Source organism: Arthrobacter sp. E70 (genome assembly GCF_058266945.1).
The window spans coordinates 121,038-140,673 of the sequence record NZ_JBYQFR010000010.1 but is presented as its reverse complement, the minus strand read 5'-3'; the positions used below and the strand labels follow the sequence as shown (position 1 = coordinate 140,673).

General features: G+C 67.8%; 16 protein-coding genes. 8 read left to right on the top strand and 8 right to left on the bottom strand.

Annotation, left to right across the window (positions count from 1 at the left end):
* Positions 1 to 2: 2 nt before the first annotated feature.
* From AC3IMC_RS14340 to AC3IMC_RS14330, 3 genes are all read right to left on the bottom strand, one after another.
* Entirely contained in the window at positions 3 to 1,508 is a 1,506-nt protein-coding gene (locus tag AC3IMC_RS14340) for an aldehyde dehydrogenase (NADP(+)) (RefSeq protein WP_490919201.1), read from the bottom strand.
* Positions 1,505 to 2,851 carry an L-fuconate dehydratase gene (locus AC3IMC_RS14335; RefSeq protein WP_490919240.1) on the bottom strand — a complete coding sequence of 449 codons (1,347 nt, stop codon included), beginning with the start codon at positions 2,849 to 2,851 and terminating at the stop codon, positions 1,505 to 1,507. The genes AC3IMC_RS14340 and AC3IMC_RS14335 overlap by 4 nt, the downstream gene beginning before the upstream one ends.
* A 192-nt stretch (positions 2,852 to 3,043) precedes the next feature.
* Complete coding sequence (locus tag AC3IMC_RS14330) at positions 3,044 to 3,766, bottom strand: GntR family transcriptional regulator (RefSeq protein WP_490919200.1); 723 nt, start codon at positions 3,764 to 3,766, stop codon at positions 3,044 to 3,046.
* Between the two features lie 233 nt (positions 3,767 to 3,999).
* Here AC3IMC_RS14330 and AC3IMC_RS14325 point away from each other — a divergent pair, with 233 nt between their 5' ends.
* Complete coding sequence (locus tag AC3IMC_RS14325; protein WP_490919199.1) at positions 4,000 to 5,331, top strand: MFS transporter; 1,332 nt, start codon at positions 4,000 to 4,002, stop codon at positions 5,329 to 5,331.
* 78 nt (positions 5,332 to 5,409) lie between these two features.
* On the opposite strand, the gene pta is transcribed toward AC3IMC_RS14325, so the two are convergent.
* Positions 5,410 to 7,500: a phosphate acetyltransferase gene (gene pta / locus AC3IMC_RS14320; RefSeq protein WP_490919198.1), complete on the bottom strand. Its 2,091-nt coding sequence runs from the start codon at positions 7,498 to 7,500 to the stop codon at positions 5,410 to 5,412.
* 250 nt (positions 7,501 to 7,750) lie between these two features.
* Between pta and AC3IMC_RS14315 the strand changes: the two genes are divergently transcribed.
* From AC3IMC_RS14315 to AC3IMC_RS14295, 5 genes are all read left to right on the top strand, one after another.
* Entirely contained in the window at positions 7,751 to 8,212 is a 462-nt protein-coding gene (locus tag AC3IMC_RS14315) for a hotdog fold thioesterase (RefSeq protein WP_490919197.1), read from the top strand.
* A gap of 7 nt (positions 8,213 to 8,219) precedes the next feature.
* Positions 8,220 to 9,593, top strand: a complete 1,374-nt coding sequence (gene paaK / locus AC3IMC_RS14310) for a phenylacetate--CoA ligase PaaK (RefSeq protein ID WP_490919196.1) — start codon at positions 8,220 to 8,222, stop codon at positions 9,591 to 9,593.
* A 61-nt stretch (positions 9,594 to 9,654) separates the two neighbouring features.
* Complete coding sequence (locus AC3IMC_RS14305; protein WP_490919195.1) at positions 9,655 to 10,326, top strand: TetR/AcrR family transcriptional regulator; 672 nt, start codon at positions 9,655 to 9,657, stop codon at positions 10,324 to 10,326.
* Positions 10,327 to 10,428: 102 nt separating this feature from the next.
* Positions 10,429 to 11,568: a S1C family serine protease gene (locus AC3IMC_RS14300; RefSeq protein ID WP_490919194.1), complete on the top strand. Its 1,140-nt coding sequence runs from the start codon at positions 10,429 to 10,431 to the stop codon at positions 11,566 to 11,568.
* A gap of 31 nt (positions 11,569 to 11,599) precedes the next feature.
* Positions 11,600 to 11,902, top strand: a complete 303-nt coding sequence (locus AC3IMC_RS14295; RefSeq protein ID WP_490919193.1) for a hypothetical protein — start codon at positions 11,600 to 11,602, stop codon at positions 11,900 to 11,902.
* 69 nt (positions 11,903 to 11,971) lie between these two features.
* Here AC3IMC_RS14295 and AC3IMC_RS14290 read toward each other — a convergent pair whose 3' ends face one another.
* Positions 11,972 to 12,379 (bottom strand): VOC family protein, encoded by a 408-nt coding sequence (locus AC3IMC_RS14290; protein WP_490919192.1) that lies wholly within the window; start codon positions 12,377 to 12,379, stop codon positions 11,972 to 11,974.
* Positions 12,380 to 12,516: 137 nt separating this feature from the next.
* Positions 12,517 to 14,628, bottom strand: a complete 2,112-nt coding sequence (gene paaZ / locus AC3IMC_RS14285) for a phenylacetic acid degradation bifunctional protein PaaZ (protein WP_490919191.1) — start codon at positions 14,626 to 14,628, stop codon at positions 12,517 to 12,519.
* Between the two features lie 142 nt (positions 14,629 to 14,770).
* Here paaZ and AC3IMC_RS14280 point away from each other — a divergent pair, with 142 nt between their 5' ends.
* Positions 14,771 to 15,202, top strand: a complete 432-nt coding sequence (locus tag AC3IMC_RS14280; protein ID WP_221386144.1) for a PaaI family thioesterase — start codon at positions 14,771 to 14,773, stop codon at positions 15,200 to 15,202.
* Between the two features lie 3 nt (positions 15,203 to 15,205).
* Here AC3IMC_RS14280 and AC3IMC_RS14275 read toward each other — a convergent pair whose 3' ends face one another.
* Both AC3IMC_RS14275 and AC3IMC_RS14270 read right to left on the bottom strand, forming a co-directional pair.
* Entirely contained in the window at positions 15,206 to 17,818 is a 2,613-nt protein-coding gene (locus AC3IMC_RS14275) for a S1 family peptidase (RefSeq protein ID WP_490919190.1), read from the bottom strand.
* A gap of 58 nt (positions 17,819 to 17,876) precedes the next feature.
* Entirely contained in the window at positions 17,877 to 18,608 is a 732-nt protein-coding gene (locus AC3IMC_RS14270; RefSeq protein ID WP_490919189.1) for a tyrosine-protein phosphatase, read from the bottom strand.
* 105 nt (positions 18,609 to 18,713) lie between these two features.
* Here AC3IMC_RS14270 and AC3IMC_RS14265 point away from each other — a divergent pair, with 105 nt between their 5' ends.
* Positions 18,714 to 19,634, top strand: coding sequence for an SGNH/GDSL hydrolase family protein (locus tag AC3IMC_RS14265; protein WP_490919188.1), 921 nt, complete (start codon positions 18,714 to 18,716; stop codon positions 19,632 to 19,634).
* The last annotated feature ends 2 nt before the right edge of the window (positions 19,635 to 19,636 follow it).

The window sequence follows — 19,636 nt, the reverse complement described above, 5'->3', positions numbered from 1 at the left end:
GCTCACTGCAGTCCCTCCTTCGCGGCGCGGGCCGGATGCTGCCACACGCCGTCCACCCGTTGCGGTACGCCCCAAGGGTTGCTGTCCCGCAGGGGTTCGGGCAGCCGCGACGCCGGGAACTGCTGGAACGCCACCGGCCGCAGGAACCGGCGGATGGCTGCCGTTCCCACCGAGGTGGTGTTCGAGGTCGTGGCGGGGTACGGCCCGCCGTGGTGCTGGGCATAGCTGACCGTGACGCCCGTGGGCCAGCCGTTCCACAGGACCCGGCCGCTAATGTCCGCCAGCCGGGCAGCCAGGGCGGTGACGTCGTCGTCCGCTTCAGCCTGCAGCGTGGTGGTCAGCTGCCCCTCCAGCAGTTCTGCCAGGGCCGGCAGTTCGGCTTCGTCCGCGTACTCCACCACCAGGCTTGCCGGGCCGAACATTTCCTGCCGCAGCAGGTCCGGGTTGCTGCGCACTGCCGCGGCGGTGGTGCACAGGACGGTGGGAGCGGGCTCCTCGGCGAAGTCCCCCTCCATCAGGACATCGACGCCGGCGCTGCCGCGCAGGCTGGCGACGGCATCCGCGTAGCCGGCGTGCAGGCGGGGGCTGAGCAGCCGGGCCGGCGTAAACCCGCCCAGCGCCTCCGTCAGTTCACTGCGGATCCCGTCAGCGTGGCCGGCGGGGATGAACAGCAGCCCGGGCTTGGTGCAGAACTGGCCCATGCCCAGCGTGAAGGAACCCGCATAGCCGCTGACGATCTCCGCGCGCCGGGCCGCCCACGCCTTCGGCGTCACGAACACGGCGTTGATGCCGCCCAACTCGCCGAAGAACGGGATGGGTTCCGGACGTGCGGCGATGCGGTCCAGCAGCGCGCGGCCCCCCGCCGTGGAGCCGGTGAAGCCCACGGCCTTGACCAAGGGGTGGTCCACCAGGGCCTCGCCCGCCTGCCGGCCGGTCACCAGGGAGAACAGGCCCGACGGCGCGCCGGCACCTTCCAGCGCGTCCAGGACGGCGCGTGCCGTCCGGGCGGCGAGTTCGCGGTGTGCGTCGTGGGCCTTGTGCACCACGGCGCAGCCCGCGGCGAGCGCCGAGGCAGTGTCGCCGCCCATCACGCTGAAGGCGAAGGGGAAGTTGGAGGCACCGAAGACGCCCACCACGCCCAGCGGCACGTTGTACCTGCGGAGGTCGGGACGGGGCCCCATTCCCCATTCAGGGTCGGCGTGGTCGATGGTGGCGTCGAAGTGCTCGCCGAGGCGGATCTCCTCCGCGAAGAGCCGCAGCTGGAAGACCGTGCGCTTCAGCTCCCCTTCCAGCCTGGCTGCCGCAAGGTGGGTCTCCTTGACGGCGGTCTCCACGAGTCCGGCCGCGTCGTGTTCCAGCCCGGCGGCTACAGCCTCAAGCCAGCCGGCCCGGGTGCCGGGGTCGGCGAGGCGGGCCTGCTCGAAGGCAACCTGCGCGGCTTTGACGGCGGCATCGAGTTCTTCGACGGTGCTGGGGCCGGCAACGGCGGTTTCCGGCGCTGCGCTCATCGGCCGGCTCCGGCCGTGCTGAGGGATCCGCCCGTGACTGCCGCGCGGTTGCCCACTTCCTGCCAGCCCGCGCCGCCCGGGAACTCCCAGTGGCTGCGGGAGGCACTGAGCATCTCGGCCCCGGTGCCGGGCAGTTCCGGTGCGGCGTAGCGGCCATCGACGATGCGGACGGGTTCGGCGAAGTGCTCGTGCAGGTGGTCCACGAATTCGATCATCCTGTTGTCCTGGCTGCGGCCCACCACGGCGTAGTCGAAGAAGGAGAAGTGCTGGACCAGTTCGCACAGGCCGACGCCTCCGGCGTGCGGGCAGACGGGCACCCCGAATTTGGCGGCCAGGAGCAGGATGGCGATGTTTTCGTTGACGCCGGCCACCCGGGTGGAGTCAAGCTGCAGCACGTCGATGGAACCGGCCTGCAGCAGCTGCTTGAAGATGATCCGGCTCTGCACGGCTTCACCGGTGGCCACGCGGACCGGGCTGACGCCCTTGCGGATTTCGGCGTGGCCCAGGACGTCGTCGGTGCTGGTGGGCTCTTCGATCCAGTAGGGGTTGAACTCCGCCAGCTGGTTGACCCACTCCACGGCCTCGGACACTTCCCAGCGCTGGTTGGCATCAATCGCGATGGGCAGGCTGCCCACCGCTTCACGGGCAAGGGCCATGCGGCGGCGGTCATCCTCGATGCTCCCGCCCACCTTGAGCTTGATCATGGAGAACCCGTCCGCGGCAGCTTCCTTGCTGAGCCGCACGAGCTTCTCGTCGCTGTAGCCGAGCCAGCCCGGGGAGGTGGTGTAGGCGGGGAAGCCGCCGGCCTTGAGCTCGGCGATGCGCTGCTCCTTGCCTTCCTGGCCGGCGCGGAGGATCTCCAGTGCCTCCTCGGGGCTGAGGGCGTCGCGGATGTGGGTGAAGTCCACCACGCTGACCAGTTCCTCGGGCGTCATTTCGCTGAGGAGCAGCCAGAGGGGCTTGTTTTCCCGGCGGGCCCGGACGTCCCACAGGGCGCTGACCAGGGCACCGCAGGCCATCTGGGTGACCCCCTTTTCGGGTCCGAGCCAGCGGAGCTGGGAATCGTGGATGAGGAGGCGGGAGGCAGCGCCGAGGTCGGAGATCAGTTCGTCGATGTCGCGTCCCACCAGCAGGCGCGCATAGGCATCGATCGCGGCGGTCAGGATTTCGTTGCCGCGGCCGCAGCTGAAGACGAAACCGTGGCCCTCGTCGCCAGCATCGGTGCGGATCACCACGTAGGCGGCGGAGTAGTCGGGGTCAACATTGACCGCGTCCGATCCGTCGAGCTCCAGGGACGTGGGAAAGCGTACGTCCTGGGTCTTGATGGAGGTGATGGATGGCATGGGGTTCTTCTTTCGTGGAAGGGTGTCAGTCAGGATTCCTATATGAATTGCAATAATCATATAGGAACTGTGATGCACGTCAATCCTCCGCGTCCTCCACGAGCGCCGGCACCGGTCCGCTTGCCAAAAAGCCCCGGCCGCAGCAAACCGGTTCGGTTGCCGCGGCCGGGGCCGAGAAGGTGCGTTTGCCCCCTAGGTGATGATGCGCTTGCGTGGCGGCCCACTGTCACCCAGGGGCTCCAGCTCGCCCTGGAACGCCTGGGCGAACCTGTCGAAGGAGTTGTGGATGTGGGTAGTCATGGCGGCCTCCGCGCGCTCCGGATCGCACGCCGCAATGGCGTCCCGCACCGCCGAATGCTCGGCCACGGTGATTGCTCCGTCCACGTCCGCCGGATACAGCCGGAAGGTGTGCAGGTGGCAGTGCGTCTGGGCGAACGCATGGCGGACCACCGGGTTTCCGGAGGCCGCGAGGATGGTGTCGTGGAAGCGCGTATCGTGCGCCACCAGGTCCTGCCGCAGGTCGCCGGCGGACTTCATGGTGTCCCTGAACCCGGCCAACTCCTTCTCCAGGGCGGCCGCGGGGTTGGCCAGCCTGTCGACGGCGGCGGCGCGGGCCGCCCAGGGCTCCACCAGGAGCCGGAACTCGAACAGTGAGCGCAACTCGGGCAGGCCGAGCAGCGGCGTGGTGCTGTAGCCGCGGCCGGGGTTGTAGACCACGAGGTTGTCGCCTTCGAGCCGCTGGAGCACCTCCCGCACCGGCGTCTGGGACACGCCGAGGCTGCGGGCCACGCCGTCGATGTTGATGCGGGTTCCCGGGGCAATCTCGCCTTCCAGGATGGCAGCGCGCATGGAGGCATAAACGTCTGCGGACGCGGCTTTGCCTCGGGATGTGTCGGACGATGGACGTGGGGGCACGCGTGGACCTCTGGGTTCGAAAAATGAAAGGAACTTGCTGTGGGGAATCATAAGCCACCACCGCTTCGCGGGCCCTCGGCGGAACATTCTTGGGGCAGGGCTTGATCCAGATCACAAAATCTATATGATTAACCAGATTCCTATATGATTTGGCGCCGCGATCTTCGGCGTTCCTCCCCCTCCCCTCCGGTGCCCCAGGCACCCAAAGCCATGTTTACGTCGAAGGAGACCGCATGACTGCGCTCGGCAACAACCCCAGTGCCGCCACCTCCACCGCAGCGCCGCGACTGATGACCCGCAAGCGCTGGGTCATCATCTGGCTTGCCTTTCTAGGCCTCAGCATCAACTACCTCGACCGCTCAAGCCTGAGCGTCGCCCTGCCGTTCATGGGCAAGGACTTTGAACTCAGCGCCACGCAGCAGGGCCTGATCTTCGCGGCCTTCTTCTGGGCCTATGACTTCTTCCAGCTCGCCGCCGGCTGGTACGTGGACAAGGTCGGCCCGCGCCGGTCCTTCTCACTGGCCGCCGTGTGGTGGTCCGTTTTCACGATGGTCACCGCTGCGGCTTCGAACTTCTGGACCCTCTTCGCCGCCCGCTTCCTCCTGGGCGTCGGCGAGAGCCCCGCACCCAGCACCGCGGCGAAGGTGGTGGCAACCTGGTTCCCCGTCCGCGAGCGCGCCTTCGCCACCAGCATCTGGGACTCCGGGTCCCGCGTCGGCGCCGTGATCGCCCTGCCCATCGTCACCCTCATCGTCGCGTTCACGTCCTGGCACGCCGTCTTCATCATCATCGGCGTCCTCGGAATCATCTGGGCGGCCGTGTGGTGGAAGTACTACCGCAGCCCGGAAGAGCACGCGGGCGCCAACGAGGCAGAGGTCAGCTACATCCAGGAGGGCGGCGCCCGCGGCGCGGCAAGCGATGATGAAGGCGCAGCGAAGCTTCCGTGGCGGGCCCTGTTCAAGTACCGCACCATCCTCAGCATGATGTTCGGCTTCTTCTGCCTGAACAGCGCCATCTACTTCTTCATCACGTTCTTCCCCAGCTACCTGGTGAAGGAACGCGGTTTCGACCTCCTCAAGCTGGGCTTCTTCGGTGCCATCCCCGGCATCTGCGCCGTCCTGTTCGGCTGGCTCGGCGGCTACCTGGCAGACCGCGCCGTCCGCGCCGGCGCACCGGTCAGCAAGGTCCGCAAGACCGCCATTGCCGGCGGCCTGGCGGGCGGTTCGGTGATCATGTTCGCCGCGCTCGTTCCGGAAGCCTGGATGGCCCTGGCCCTGCTCTCGGTTGCCTACTCAAGCCTGACCGTGGCGGCCACAGGCATCTGGTCGCTGCCGGCCGACGTCGCCCCCAGCTCCCGCCACGTTGGCTCCATCGGCGGCCTGCAGAACTTCGCGTCAAACCTGGCCGGCATCTTCACCCCCATCCTGATCGGCGTGCTCGTCGACCAGACCGGCTCCTTCGTGGCACCGCTGGCGGTGATCGGCGCCATCTCCCTCATCGGCGCTGCGAACTACCTGTTCGTCATCGGCAGGATCGAACCCCTGAAGGTCAAGGCCGCCGTTTAGGCCCTCCCCTTAGCCGAAGCAAAAGTACGACGCCGGCACTTTCCCAAGTGCCGGCGTCGTACTTTTTCCATGGGTCACCTAAGGGACCGGTACCTCTGCTGGAACCTGCGCCTGGATGGCCGTGATGGCCACCGTGTTCACGATGTCCTCCACCGTGCAGCCGCGCGAGAGGTCGTTCACCGGCTTCCGCAGCCCCTGCAGGACGGGCCCGACGGCGACCGCGCCGGAGCTCTGCTGGACCGCCTTATAGGTGTTGTTGCCGGTGTTCAGGTCCGGGAAGATGAACACCGTTGCCTGCCCGGCCACCGATGACCCGGGCATCTTCGACGCAGCGATGGAGGCGTCCACGGCGGCGTCGTACTGGATGGGGCCTTCCACGGCGAGGTCCGGTCGGCGCTCGCGCACCAGTTCGGTGGCCTGCCGCACCTCGTCCACCGCTTCCCCCGCGCCTGAACCGCCCGTGGAGTAGGAGAGCATGGCTACCCGCGGCTCCACTCCGAACTGTGCGGCGGTCTCGGCCGAGGCCAGCGCTATGTCCGCCAGCTGCTCCACGTTCGGGTCCGGGTTCACGGCGCAGTCCCCGTAGACCAGCACCCGGTCCGGCATCAGCATCAGGAACACCGAGGATACGATCTTCACTCCGGGGCGGGTCTTCACGAACTCGAGGGCCGGCCGGATGGTGTGGGCCGTGGTGTGCGCGGCGCCGGACACCATTCCGTCCACCACACCCAGCTGCACCATCATGGTGCCGAAGTAGCTCACATCCTGCATGATCTCCAGCGCCTTGGCCAGGTCCACGCCTTTGTGCGCCCGAAGCTCGGCGTACTTCTCTGCGAACTTCTGCCGCAGGGCCGACGTCGCCGGGTCCACGATGGTGATGCCCGTGAGGTCGATGCCGCTGGCCGCCGCGAGCTCGCGGACATCCGATTCGGGGCCGAGGACCGTGAGGTCGCAGACGTCGCGGCGGTGCAGGATTTCGGCCGCGCGCAGGATCCGAACGTCCGTCCCCTCGGGCAGCACCACGTGCCGGCGCTGCGCCCTCGCCCGCTCGATGAGGTCGTGCAGGAAGCGCAGCGGCGTCATCCGCTCCGGCCGCGGCAGGTGGAGCCGCTCCACCAGCTCGGCCTCGTCCACCCGGCGCGACCACAGCCCCAGGGCGGACGCCACCTTGCGCCGGTGCCCGGACCAGATCTCGCTGCGGACCTCCGAGACGCGCTTCGCGGTGGTGTAGGTGTCGTCGTTGGCGGCGAACACCGGGAACGGGGCCTGGGCCAGCAGCGGGTAGATGTTGGCATCCGGCGCCAGGCCGCCGGTGAGCACCAGGGCCGAGGGAACGGGAAATTCCGGCGAGAACGAGGACGCCAGGCAGGCGACCATCACGTCCGCCCGGTCGCCCGGAACGATCACCAGGGCGCCCTCGTCCAGCACGTTGAGGAAGTTGCCCACGTTCATGGCGGCCACCTTGACGTCCTTGACGTCGCGCTCCATGTCCGCCCGGCCGGCGATCTGCCGGACACCGAGCGCCGCGGCCACTTCTCCCGTGGTAGGCCGGGCGATGTCCTCCAGTTCGGGGAAGATGTACACGGGCCGGTTCGAGGCGCCGGGCTTGAGCGCTGCAGCGATCCCGTCCAGGTCCTCCGGGTCTGCGCGGTTCACCATGATGGCCAGCAGGGCGCAGCGTTCCGCGGCCAGCTCCTTGCGGGCAACCTCGACGGCGGCAGCGGCCTCGGCGACCGTCCGTCCCTTGGCGCCCACCACCGCCACCACCGGCGTGGCGAGGTTGTTCGCCAGGCGTGCGTTGAGGTCGAATTCGACGGCGGCGTCCTGGCCCGTGAGGTCCGTCCCCTCCACGATCACCACGTCGCAGTGCCGGGCGATCTCCGCGTAGATTTCCACGCAGCGCGCGTCGATTTCGGCCCGGTTACCTTCTGCCAGCAGGGTGCGGACTTCCTCGAAGGTCAGGCCGCCGCGGCAGAGCGCGTCCTCCAGCCCGAACCGCGACTTCATCAGGGCCACCATGGGGTCGTCGAAGGCTGTGCGGCCGGTGACCACCGGCTTGAAGAAGCCGATCCTGTCCGCGTGCCGGTGCAGGGTGTCCGCCAGTCCCAATGCCACCAGGGACTTGCCCGATCCGGGAGTAGTTGCGCTGACGTAGATGCCCTTGGCCATGGTCCGCCCTTTGCTTGTTGCTGGTGCCGGTTGCGGTTCCATCCTTGCACTTCCCTCCCCGTCGTGGGTTCCAGCCCAGTTGCTTTTCACTCCACCATGCGGGGCGCCGCGGATGACGGCGTGTCCCCCGCCCGCGGTCCGTGGAGCCGCCGCAGTAAGCGGGCAGGAAGGCACGGCTCCCCTTGACACCGGACCCCCTCATGGGATTACCTAATGAACATTCGGTAAATAAAGCTGGAGGCAATGACGCATGGCTGAAGCAACAATCTCCGGGGCCACCCACCCCATCCTGGAAAACGACTATGCCTCCGAATGGATGGGAATCGAGGTCCTCGCCCTCAGCGACGGCCACGCCACCATCCGAATGACCCTCCGGCAGGAAATGCTCAACGGCTTCGGTATGGCCCACGGCGGAATGATCTTCGCCTTCGCGGACTCCGCCTTTGCCCTGGCGTGCAACCCGGCCACCCCGGCACCCGGCGAGGAAAACAACATCACCGTGGCGGCCGGCGTCGACATCAATTTCCTCAAGCCCGCCTACCGCGGCCAGGTGGTCACCGCCATCGCCAACCGGCGCTCAACGGTGGGCCGCAGCGGCCTGTACGACATCCAGATCTTCGCCGCCGACCCCACCCAGCAGCCCGCCGCCGGTGCCCCGGGCGAACTCATTGCCGAGTTCCGCGGACGCAGCCGCACCATCCCCAAGAAGTAGGAACACCATGACCCTGCATGCCCCCGAAACCCCCGCTCCCGCCCCAGCGGACACCACAGCAACCGGCACCGACGCCGTCCTGGACCGCGAGGAAACCATCTCCCGCGACGAACTCGAAGCCCTCCAGCTCAAGCGGCTGCAGGACACCGTAGCCTACGCCTACGAACGCGTGCCGCTCTACAAGCGCAAGTTCGACGACGCCGGCATCCACCCCAGCGACCTGCGCGAGCTGGAGGACCTGGGCAACTTCCCCTTCACCACCAAGGACGACCTGCGCGCCGAATACCCGTTCGGCATGTTCGCCGTGCCGCAGAGCGAAGTGGCCCGCATCCATGCCAGCTCCGGCACCACGGGCCGGCCCACCGTGGTCGGGTACACCAAGCAGGACCTGGCGGACTGGGCCAAGCTGGTGGCCCGCAGTTTCCGCGCCTCGGGCATCCGCCCGGGCATGAAGGTCCACAACGCCTACGGCTACGGCCTCTTCACCGGCGGCCTGGGCGCGCACGCCGGCGCCGAAGCCCTGGGCTGCACCGTCATTCCCATGTCCGGCGGCCAGACCGAACGCCAGATCCAGCTGATCCAGGACTTCCAGCCGGACGCCATCCTGGCCACCCCCACCTACCTGCTGACCATCGCCGACGCCATGGCGCACATGGGCATCGACCCCGCCTCCACCTCGCTGAAGTTCGCGGTGCTGGGCGCGGAGCCGTGGACCCAGGAGATGCGGCACGAGCTCGAGGTCATGATGGACATCAAGGCCTGCGACATCTACGGCCTGTCCGAGGTCATGGGCCCCGGCGTGGCCGGCGAAGCCGTGGAAACCCAGGACGGCAGCCACATCTGGGAGGACCACTTCCGCCCGGAGATCATCGACCCCTTCAACCCTGCCCCGGGCAAGGAAAACGTCCTGCGCGACGGTGAACACGGCGAGCTGGTCTTCACCTCGCTCACCAAGGAAGCCCTGCCGATCATCCGCTACCGCACCAAGGACCTGACGCGCCTCCTGCCCGGAACCGCCCGCCCCGCACACCGCCGGATGGGCCGCATCACCGGCCGCAGCGACGACATGATCATCCTGCGCGGCGTGAACCTGTTCCCGTCCCAGATCGAGGAGATCGCCCTGCGCATCCCCGAACTGAGCCCGCACTTCCAGCTCGAACTCACCCGGCCCGAGGGCCAGCGGATGGACCAGCTGACCGTCCGGATCGAGCGCCGGGACGCCGTCACCATGGAGCAGAGCGCGACGGCGGGACGCACCTTGAAGGAGCAGATCAAGATCCACGTGGGTTCTTCGTGCACCGTGGACGTGGTGGAGCCCGGCTCGCTGGAGCGGTCCAACGGCAAGCTGCGCCGCATCTACGACCTCCGCCCGAAGGCCTGAGTGTTTCGGTGGTGCTGCGCCGTCCCCGGACTTACCGACCGTTCGTGAGAAACTAGCGATTATGCCCAGCGCCAGCAGAACTGCCAGCACCACCGAAACCTCCAGCTCCAACGGCACAGCCCTTAACGGCACTGCTGTTAATGGCACAGCCAAGCGGGGCCGTCCCGGCTACGACCAGCAGTCCGTGCTGCGCATCGCCGTGGACGTCTTCAACCGGCACGGCTATGACGCCACGTCGATGGGCATCCTGGCTGAGAACCTCGGCATTTCCAAGTCCGCCATCTACCACCACGTCCCGTCCAAGGGCGACCTCCTCAAGCTCGCCCTGGACCACGCCCTGGGCGGCCTCGAAGCCATCTTGGAGCAGCCGGAGGCAACCTCCGGCGCAGCGGACGCACGGCTGGAGTTTGTGCTCCGGCAAACGGTGGCGGTCCTGGTGGACCGGCTGCCCTTCGTGACCCTGCTGCTGCGCCTGCGCGGCAACACCGAGATCGAACGGGACGCCCTGGAACGCCGGCGCGCCTTCGATCACAAGGTGGCCGGCCTGATTTCGGCCGCCCGGGACGAGGGGTCGCTCCGCGCGGACATCGACCCCCGCACCGTCTCGCGGCTGCTGTTCGGCATGATCAACTCGATCGTGGAGTGGTACAAACCCGGCGGTGCGTTGTCGCCACAACGGCTGGCCGATGACGTCATCACCATGGCGTTCGACGGCCTCCACGCGGACGCATAGGCATCCCGCGGCCTTCCCGGCACCAAATAATAAGGGTGCTTGGTATTTTTCCCGCTCCCCGGCTACGGTGGTAGAAAGCCACCGTCCGCAGGGAGGTTCCAGATGGCACTGGCCACCAGTCCGGCCCGCCGTACCCGGCACCGGACCGCAGCCGGAGCAGCGCTGTGTGCTGCCGCCGTCGTGCTTTCCGCCTGCACCGGCTCGCCCGCTCCCCCGGCTCCCACCGGATCCTCCACGGGCCAGCCGTCGGCTTCGGCCGGCTCCGCACCGGCCCCCTCCGCCCCCGCGTCCGCCTCCGGGGCGGCCCCGGCAACCGGCGCCGATGCGGGCACTGCGGCAGGGAACCTGCCGCAGCTCGTCGAAAACCTCTCGCCCTCCGTGGTCACCATCTTCACCGAGGGCGGACTGGGCAGCGGCGTGGTGTACTCCGCGGACGGGCTGATCCTCACCAACGAACACGTCATCCGCGGCGCCACCACAGTGGAAGTCGGATTCGCGGACGGCCAGCGGGTGGAAGGAACAGTCAAGGCCAGCGACGCCGTCACGGACCTGGCCCTGGTCCAGGCCAAGCGGACCGGGCTGCCCAAGCCCACCTACCAGGCCGACCTGCCCAAGGTGGGTGAGGGCGCGCTGGTCCTCGGTTCGCCGCTGGGCTTCGAGAACACCGCCACCGCCGGCATCATCTCCGGCCTGCACCGCTCCATCCCCGGCTCAGCCTCCAACAGCCTGTCCCTGGTGGACCTCATCCAGACTGATGCGCCCATCAGCCCCGGCAACTCCGGCGGCGCTGTCATCAATATGCGCGGCGAGGTGATCGGCATCAGCGAGGCCTACATCCCGCCGTCGTCCGGCGCGGTCTCCCTGGGCTTCGCGATTCCCGCGGCCACCGCCGTGGACGTCGCCGAGGAACTGCTGGCGACCGGCAGCGCCAAGCACGCCTACCTGGGGCTGACCCCGGGCGAGTTGACGGCGCAGATCGCCGATCAGCTCGGCATCCCCGAAGGGGCCGGCGTGGTGGTGCTCGCCGCCGACGCGGACGGACCGGCAGGGCGTGCGGGAATCCGCCCGGGCGACGTCCTGGAGTCCATCGAGGGGGCGAAACTCACCACGCCCGAACAACTCCTGGCGGAACTGCGCAAACGCAACCCCGGCGATACCGTGGGGTTGAAGGTCAAGCGCGGTGACCAGAGCCTGGATATCAAGGTGGACCTCAGCGACCGGCCCGCCGGAACCAACCGATAGTCCAACCATCACCCGATAGGAAGGTAAGAACATGAGCCACAAGGAAGAACCCGACGCAGGCTTCATCGTGCCGGATCCGTCCAAGATCCGCGAGGACATTCCCGGCGATGCCGGCGACGAAGCAAACGTGATCCGCTTCAGCGAGGAGCAGGCCCTGATCGAGGAACAGTCACACGGTATCCGGCCTGAAACCTACAGCGTTCCCTCGGGAGGGCCCACCATGGACGAGGCCCGCGGCAACATGGACCTCTCCGACCGCAGCGAGTCCGGCCGCGGCACCGGCCCGGAGGATGACAGCAGCGACGACAGCCTGCACGGCGGCGCCGAAAGCTGAGCGCAGCCGTTCAGTGCAGACAGCAGGGGCGTCCCGATCCGACCGGGGCGCCCCTGCTGTCTGACGCAGTTAGAGCTGGTACTCGAGCCTGCCGCCGAGGTTTTCATGGACGCACAGGATGTTGTGCTCGGTGTCCATGAACCAGGCGCACTTCTCCGAGTCCGTGGTGCAGATGTGGTTTTCCGTCTTCAGGGTGGGCAGGTCGTAATCCTGGAACCTGACGCCCCGGGCTTCCATGTCCCGGACGGTCGCCTCGATGTCCGTGACCTCGAAACTCAGGGCTGTGTGCTCCGAGTGCTTCCCGTCGGATACCGGCATCAACTCCAGCAACGGGCCGCCGTCGATACCGAGCAGTTCGTTGCCGTCGTCCGTCACTCCGCGGTGCGGCAACCCGAGCTTCTCGGTGTAAAAACGGCGGGCGCGGGCCGCGTCATCGACTGGCAGGATGGTTGTGGCCGAATTCATTGTCAGATGCATGGCGCACCTCCTTGTGAGCAGAATCTTACGCCCGCGAAACCCAAAAGGAACCCGCCCTCTTCCCCCGATGCTCTATCACTTTTGGTCCCTAAAACCGGGGTTTAGGGACCAAAAGTGATAGAGCAACTGGAGGTTTGTTACTTCTCGACCAGGGTGAGGACGTCGTAGGTGGCCACGATCTCGTCGTTCTGGTTGGTGAGGACGGCGTCCCAGGCCACCTCGCCGTACTCGTCGGTTTCACGCGGGGTGATCTTCTTGGCGGTCAGCGTCACCCGGATGGAGTCGCCGGCTGCCACTGGGGTGATGAAGCGCAGGTTCTCCAGGCCGTAGTTGGCCAGCACGGGACCCGGGGCCGGCTCCACGAACAGGCCGGCACCCCAGCTGAGCAGCAGGTAGCCGTGCGCCACGATGCCCGGGAAGAACGGATTGGCTTCCGCCGCTTCCTGGTTGGTGTGCGCGTAGAACGTATCCCCGGTGGAGTTGGCGAAGGCCGTGATGTCTTCCAGGGTGACCTGCCGCAGGTCGGAGCGGACGGCGTCGCCGATCCGCAGCGTCTCCAGCGACTTCCGGAACGGGTGCGTTCCTTCGGTTTCCAGCGTGAAGTTGCGGTCGGACCCCGTATGCCAGACGCCGGTCACGGCGGTCAGCATGTTGGGCGAGCCCTGGATGGCGGTCCGCTGCATGTGGTGCAGTACGGACCGGATGCCGCCCAGTTCCTCGCCGCCGCCGGCGCGGCCGGGTCCGCCGTGGACCAGGTGGGGAACCGGCGAGCCGTGGCCCGTTGACGTGCGGGCGTCCTCACGGTTCAGCATCAGGACGCGGCCGTGGTGCGCGGCGATTCCGGTCACCAGTTCCCGCGCCACGTCAGGATCGTTGGTGCAGACGGAGGCCACCAGGGAGCCGCCCCCGCGGGCGGCGAGGCGGACGGCATCGGCCAGGTCTTTGTAGCCAACCACGGACGAAACCGGTCCAAACGCCTCAAGCGAGTGGATGGCGTCGGCTTCGGGGTTCTGCCAGTTCAGGACCACCGGTGCCATGAACGCACCGCCGTCCACCACGCCGGTGGTTCCGTCGGCAGAGGTGACCGACGGCGAATCGAGCGTTCCGTACGCAAGCTCACCGCCGGCGTCGAGCATGGACTGCACGGCGGCGCGGACGTCCTCCAGCTGCTCCACGGACGCCAGAGCGCCCATGGTGACGCCCTCGCCGCGGGGGTCTCCCAGGACGACGCGTTCGGTGATGCGCTTGCCGATGGCGGCGGACACGGCGGAGACCAGTTCCTGCGGCACGATGGCGCGGCGGATGGCGGTGCACTTCTGGCCGGCCTTGACGGTCATCTCAGTGACCACCGATTTGACGAAGGCATCGAATTCGGGGGTGCCCTCCACGGCGTCGGGACCCAGGATGGCGGCGTTGAGGGAGTCCGTTTCGGAGGTGAACCGAACGCCGCCCTCCACCACGTTGGGGTGGGACTTCAGCGACTTGGCGGTGGACGCGGAGCCGGTGAACGCCACCAGGTCACGGTAGTCCAGCACGTCCAGCAGCCCCCGGACGGACCCGGAAACCAGCTGGAGCGATCCCTTGGGCAGGATGTTCGATTCGACGATCGCCTTGACCACGGCGGCAGCAACGTAGCCGGTGGGGGTGGCGGGCTTGACGATGGTGGGGACGCCGGCGATGAAGGCGGGCGCAAATTTTTCCAGCATGCCCCAGACCGGGAAGTTGAACGCGTTGATCTGCACGGCGACACCCGGAATGCGGGTGTAGATGTGCTCGCCGGCGAAGGAACCGTCCTTGGACAGCACCTCCATGGGCCCGTCCACCACCACCTGCGCGTTGGGCAGCTCGCGCCGGCCCTTGGAGCCGAACGTAAACAGCACGCCGATGCCGCCGTCGATGTCCACCATCGAATCGATCTTCGTGGCGCCGGTCTGGTAGGAGAAGCCGTAGAAGTGCTCCCTGCGGGCGTTCAGGTACTGGGCCAGCTCTTTGAGCTTGAGGGCACGCTGGTGGAAGGTCAGCTTGCCCAGTTCGGACTGGCCGGTGGTGCGGCCATACTCAACCACTGCGCCAAGGTCCAGGCCCTCCGTGCTGACCTTGGCCAGGATCTCCCCCGTGCTCGCGTCGCGGACAGGGACGGCGGAAGCCGACGAGCCGGCGTCGGGCGTCCACCAGGCATCCCTGACGAAGCTGGGCACTGTCTCCACGGTGTCGACCGTGGCCTGGGGAGCTGTGGCGGTGGTGGTCATCGTTGACGGGTCCTTCCAACAAGGGGGCAGGAAACGGGCAGATCATTACTGACCGTCCGTTCGGTAATATATTTACCATACAGGAATGTGCCCCGGTGCACACTAGAAGCCGGTGCATAAACCGCCATCCGAAGGAGAGCACATGAGCGCCCCCACCCCCGACCACTCCCCCACCCAGCACGAATTGTGGAAGATCACGCTCGGCGAGCTTGACGAGAAGATGGGCGTGAAGATCCTGGAGGAATCGGTGGAACGCGTGGTGGCCACCATGCCCGTGGAGGGTAACCGGCAGTCCTTCGGGCTGCTGCATGGCGGCGCCTCCTTGGCCGTGGGCGAGGCCGTGGGGTCCTGGGCCGCTGTCATCCACGCCAGCACCATGGGCAAGACGGCGGTGGGCGTGGACGTCTCCGCCACGCACCACCGTTCCGCGCGCGAGGGCCAGGTGACCATCACGGCCACGCCGATCCACCTGGGCGGCACGCTCACCACGCATGAGGTACTGATCACCAACGACGCCGGCCAGCGGCTTTGCACCTTGCGCATCACCAACCTGCTGATGCGGCGCCATAAGTAGCGGCTACCGGGCGGAACGCTTCCGGCGCCGGACCACCACCGTCAGCACGGCCCCGGCGATGATGGCGGCCACTGCGGCAATCGCGGCCGGGACCAGCGCGGAGGAGCCAGTGTATGCCAGGCCGGCGGCGGAACGGCCGATCCCTCCGCCCGTGCCGGCAAGGGCGGCGGGTGCAGCGGCAGCCGGGGCATCAACGGAAAACATGACGCGGGCCGGAGCGGAAGAAACACCGTCCACCGCTTGCGTCACCAGCATGGTGTGGCTGCCGACGGCAAGTCCTGCGGGAAACGGCGCGGACCAGTCACCGCCGGCCACCAGCACCAGCGGCGACAGGGCGTTCCCGGCAGAGCGTGCTCCCGCAGTCCCGGCAACTACCGCGCCATCGACAGGCTTCCCGTCGATGGCTACCGTCACGTCTGCGCCGTCCACTCCGGTCCCCGAGACCGTTGCCGGCAGGGCGTCCTGGATTAGGTGCTGCCCCTCGGAAATGCTTGACACCGCCGGGGGCGGCGGCATGACGGCAAAGCTCGCCGGTGCTGCAGGGCTGTCCGGAAGTCCGGGGTAGGACTGTATTGCGGATACATTCACCTTCCCGTAAGGGGCGGGGGTGGCCAGCCTGATCGACCAGCGTCCGTCTGCGCCGACCAATGCCGAGCCTGCGACGTCACCGGACAGGGTCACCGTGGCTCCGGGCGTCCCGGTGCCATCGACCGTTTCCAAGGCTGGCAGCGGCTCTGCCGGCACGGTGATGGTCGGAGCGGGAAGGAACGAGGGGGAAATGTTGACGCTCATTGGCACCGCACCGGAACGGCTCAGACCGTTAACCGTCTCGGCCTCGAAAGTGAACGGGCCCGGTGCTTCCGGCGCCGTGAAAGACCAGTTGCCGCCGGCATCCACGGGTACGTCAAAAGGCTGCCGGCCGGCGTAGGTGATGCGGACCTGCGATCCGGCGGCCACGGCGGAAGCGGGGGCGGCCGGGACACGGCCGGTGATACCGGTGCCAGCCTTGAACGTATTGTCGGCTGGGCCCGCCAGCGCGGGCTTGTTCAGGAAGAGCTCCAGCTGGTAGCCGGGCAGGACCTTGAGGGAGTCCTGGAGGGTGGCCGCCACGGCAATGTTCTGGGCACCGCCCGACTCCCCCGCGGAATGGGTGCCAACCGCGTAGTTTCCGCTGATCCACGGACCGCCCGAGTCGCCGCCGGCGGACTGCACGTCGTAGGACAGGAATCCGTTGAACGCGCGGATGTCATTGTGGCGGGGATCCTTGGGGTCATCGACGTACGTGGGGCCGCCCACCAGGAAGATCCCCACGGCGCTGATGTGGCCGCAGGACCATCCCGTCCTCCACCCTGAGCGGCAGACCGGCATGCCCACCACCGGCGAAGCGCTTCCGATGATCTTGACGTCCGGGCCCGGCTCCGACGGGCTTTGGTACGTACTGGTGGCCGGCAGTGGGTCCAGGTCCTGCCTGATGTCTCCGACGACTGCAATGTCCGTTCCCACATTGCCCGGGGTGGGGCTGTTTGGATGCAGCACCGGGGTGTTTCCGGGACCGCCAAACTGGCTGAACTGGAAACTGCCCAGGCGGCCGGCCGTGACTCCCCCAAGAAGCAGGTCGACTGTGGTGGCTGTCCCGTCTTCTGAGCAGTGTCCGGCTGTCAGGACTGCAGGCAGCCCCGCGGGATCAAAGGCGGAGAAGCCGGTGGAACACGTGAAGCCGGTATCGGACCTGTAGCCGACACCGCCCGGAACCTCAGCTTCCGGTTTGAGGGGGGCAGCGCCGTCGAGCACGACGTTGGCGTATCTGGAGACGAACTCTGCCGGTGTTATTTTTCCGGGACTGGCCCCGGCCCCTGCCGTTGCGGGTGCCGTCGCCGTTGCCGTCGCGGGTGCCGTTGCCGTTGCCGTTGCCTGACCGTCAGGTGCCGATTGGGCAGCGGCAACTCCGCCCGTGCGGATCACGAACTTTCCGGCGTCTGAAACCACGGCCTGCAAGCCCGTTGTTCCGACATCGCGGAGGTAGGCCTGGAAGAGCTGCTCAGCGCTGACTGCGATCTCGCGGGCGGGAGGCGCCGCACCGGTTGCAGAACTCTGGGGCTGCTGCGGCGCGGCGGACGGTGCTTGCGGTGCCGGAACCGGATCCGCTGGAGCCGACGGGGCCACCAACACGAACTCCGCCCCGCCGGACTTGTTCAGTTCTTCCACCCGGGCCTGGAGGGCAGGGCCCGTGCCTTGGACCTGGATCTTTCCATTTCCAAGGCTGAGGCCGACGTATCCCGCCGTGCCCCGCAGGGAGTCCAGGGCCTGCATCGCCTGCCGGCCAAGCTCGCCACTGGCATTGAATTCGGCCAGGCTCATGCCCAGGTCGCGGAGGACCGCCTCGGAAAGGCCATCACTGGACAGGCCAACGGCGGACGGGCCATCACCGGACGGGCCCTCATTGGACGGTCCACCGCCGGGGAGGGAAGGCGAAGAAGGAGTGCCTGCGGGAGCGGGGCGTGCCTCGGTGGTTTCGGCGAACGCTGTGGGTCCAACGCCGGCACCCAGGGTAAAAAAGACACCTGCCATCGCCCCTGCTGCAAGAATCCTGTTCCGTGGTGCTGTGGTTCCGCTCATGTTCGTCTCTCTGCCGATCGACGTGACTGAGGAACTTCAGCACCTCATGTCACACAGGTCACATGAGCCCCATTGTATCTTTGTCGGCAGCACAGAGTGCCAGGACGGCCTCCAGCTCCGACTCCCCGAGCCCGTGCGCCAGTAGGAACCTGCGCGTATCCAATTCCCTGACAAACGCCACGACGGCCAGCCCGCGCTCCTCCAGCAGCGGTGCAAGGTCCGGCTCCGGCAGGTACCGCTCACGGTCATGCGGCGGCCCGTGGGTGCGGTACCGTTCGTTGATCCCGCGGGCGCCCTGCCGGTAGCCCTCCGCGATGGCATCGTCGGAGTGTCCCGCGAGGTCCTGGACCATGGCGGCGACGAGCCCGCTGCGGTCCCGGCCCGCGGCACAGTGCAGCACCACACGCCCTTTAGGAGCGGCCAAGGCCAGCGCCCGGAACACGCCCACCAGTTTGTCCGGGAAAAGCCGCGCGTTCTCGGAGTAATGGGCAGGATCGTTCAGGTAGGGACCCGTGACGGCGGTGAACCGCGGGTCGCCGGGCTCCTCGGTGGGCGCAGACACCACGTTGATGCCGGCCCACGCAGCGGCCGTAATCTTCGGGTCTTTGTCCCGGCGCCGCGCCTCGGCAGCGTTGCGTAGATCGATGACGGTGCGGACGCCGTCGTCGAACGCCTGCTTCCACCCTGCCTCCGTCAGCCATTCGCGCCGCCCCATCCGGTAGACGCCGCCCGCAACGTGCCATGCATTGACAGCGCCCTCCCAGTCCAGGGGCCCGCGCCGATTCCTCATCCGCCCAGCTAACCACACGGCGGGAACCCGTGACAGCCGCGATGGACGGGAGTACCGTGGCTGCCACGTGCCCGGGCCCGGGACAGTGAGCACTGAGGGGAACTCATGAAGACATCATTGGCACGACGGCGGCAGCCGGCTTCCGGAGCCGCCGCGGCAGCCCTGGCAATCACCGTAGGCATCGGCGCCGTTCCTGCCGCAGCTGCCCCGCCGTCACCGCACGTTGACGTTGTGGCGCTGGGCGATTCGTACACAGCCGGCACCGGCACCGGCAGCTGGGCCTGGACCTTCCCCTGCATCCAAACGGACGGCGGATATGTGGATGTGCTGGCCGCTGATCCGCTGGTGGAATTGACCCGGAACCAGGCCTGCCACGGAGCGCTGCTGGATTCTGCGGCCCAGCCGGGGAACGTCCCGAGCGTCATGGACCAGGTGCATGCCCTGACGGTTTCCGAGGAGCTGTCCGGGCGCACGGAACTGGTCACCCTCACGGCGGGCGCCAATGACGTGGGCGTCAGTACGACGCTGTTCGCGTGCAGCACCGGCACCTACCAGGCCTGCCAGGACGCCGTGCGGACCAGCACCGAGGCACTTTACGCCCTCAAACCCGCACTTACCCAGGCATACGTCGCCATCCATGAGGTGGCGCCCCGGGCAGCCATCGCCGTGCAGGGGTACCCGCTGCTCTTCGACCCCGCCGCCGGCTACCCCGTGATTCCGGTCGAAAACCAGCAGCTGGTCAACCACGGCACCACCGCCCTCAACCAGGCCCTGGCGGAGGCCGCCGCGGACGCCACCAACAGGTTCCGGGCCAACGTCAAGTTCGTGGACGTCACGGCGCGGTTCACCGGACATGCAGCAAACTCCCTGGATCCATGGGTCTACTTCAGCCCTGTTCCGGTGCCGGCTCCTGATGGCAGCCTGACGCCGGACCCGCGGAACTTCCACCCGAACAGCACCGGGCACCGGCAGTACGCCGCAGCAGTGGAAGCCGTGGTGCCGCTGCCGGCCCTTGCCCGGCGATAGTC

Bases quoted from the DNA above. Each gene is read 5' to 3' on its own strand.
- AC3IMC_RS14340 (WP_490919201.1), bottom strand. From the start codon at position 1,508: ATGAGCGCAGCGCCGGAAACCGCCGTTGCCGGCCCCAGCACCGTCGAA.
- pta (WP_490919198.1), bottom strand. From the start codon at position 7,500: ATGGCCAAGGGCATCTACGTCAGCGCAACTACTCCCGGATCGGGCAAG.
- AC3IMC_RS14300 (WP_490919194.1), top strand. From the start codon at position 10,429: ATGGCACTGGCCACCAGTCCGGCCCGCCGTACCCGGCACCGGACCGCA.
- AC3IMC_RS14270 (WP_490919189.1), bottom strand. From the start codon at position 18,608: ATGAGGAATCGGCGCGGGCCCCTGGACTGGGAGGGCGCTGTCAATGCA.
- paaK (WP_490919196.1), top strand. From the start codon at position 8,220: ATGACCCTGCATGCCCCCGAAACCCCCGCTCCCGCCCCAGCGGACACC.
- AC3IMC_RS14295 (WP_490919193.1), top strand. From the start codon at position 11,600: ATGAGCCACAAGGAAGAACCCGACGCAGGCTTCATCGTGCCGGATCCG.
- AC3IMC_RS14325 (WP_490919199.1), top strand. From the start codon at position 4,000: ATGACTGCGCTCGGCAACAACCCCAGTGCCGCCACCTCCACCGCAGCG.
- AC3IMC_RS14335 (WP_490919240.1), bottom strand. From the start codon at position 2,851: ATGCCATCCATCACCTCCATCAAGACCCAGGACGTACGCTTTCCCACG.
- AC3IMC_RS14315 (WP_490919197.1), top strand. From the start codon at position 7,751: ATGGCTGAAGCAACAATCTCCGGGGCCACCCACCCCATCCTGGAAAAC.
- AC3IMC_RS14265 (WP_490919188.1), top strand. From the start codon at position 18,714: ATGAAGACATCATTGGCACGACGGCGGCAGCCGGCTTCCGGAGCCGCC.
- AC3IMC_RS14275 (WP_490919190.1), bottom strand. From the start codon at position 17,818: ATGAGCGGAACCACAGCACCACGGAACAGGATTCTTGCAGCAGGGGCG.
- paaZ (WP_490919191.1), bottom strand. From the start codon at position 14,628: ATGACCACCACCGCCACAGCTCCCCAGGCCACGGTCGACACCGTGGAG.
- AC3IMC_RS14305 (WP_490919195.1), top strand. From the start codon at position 9,655: ATGCCCAGCGCCAGCAGAACTGCCAGCACCACCGAAACCTCCAGCTCC.
- AC3IMC_RS14280 (WP_221386144.1), top strand. From the start codon at position 14,771: ATGAGCGCCCCCACCCCCGACCACTCCCCCACCCAGCACGAATTGTGG.
- AC3IMC_RS14290 (WP_490919192.1), bottom strand. From the start codon at position 12,379: ATGCATCTGACAATGAATTCGGCCACAACCATCCTGCCAGTCGATGAC.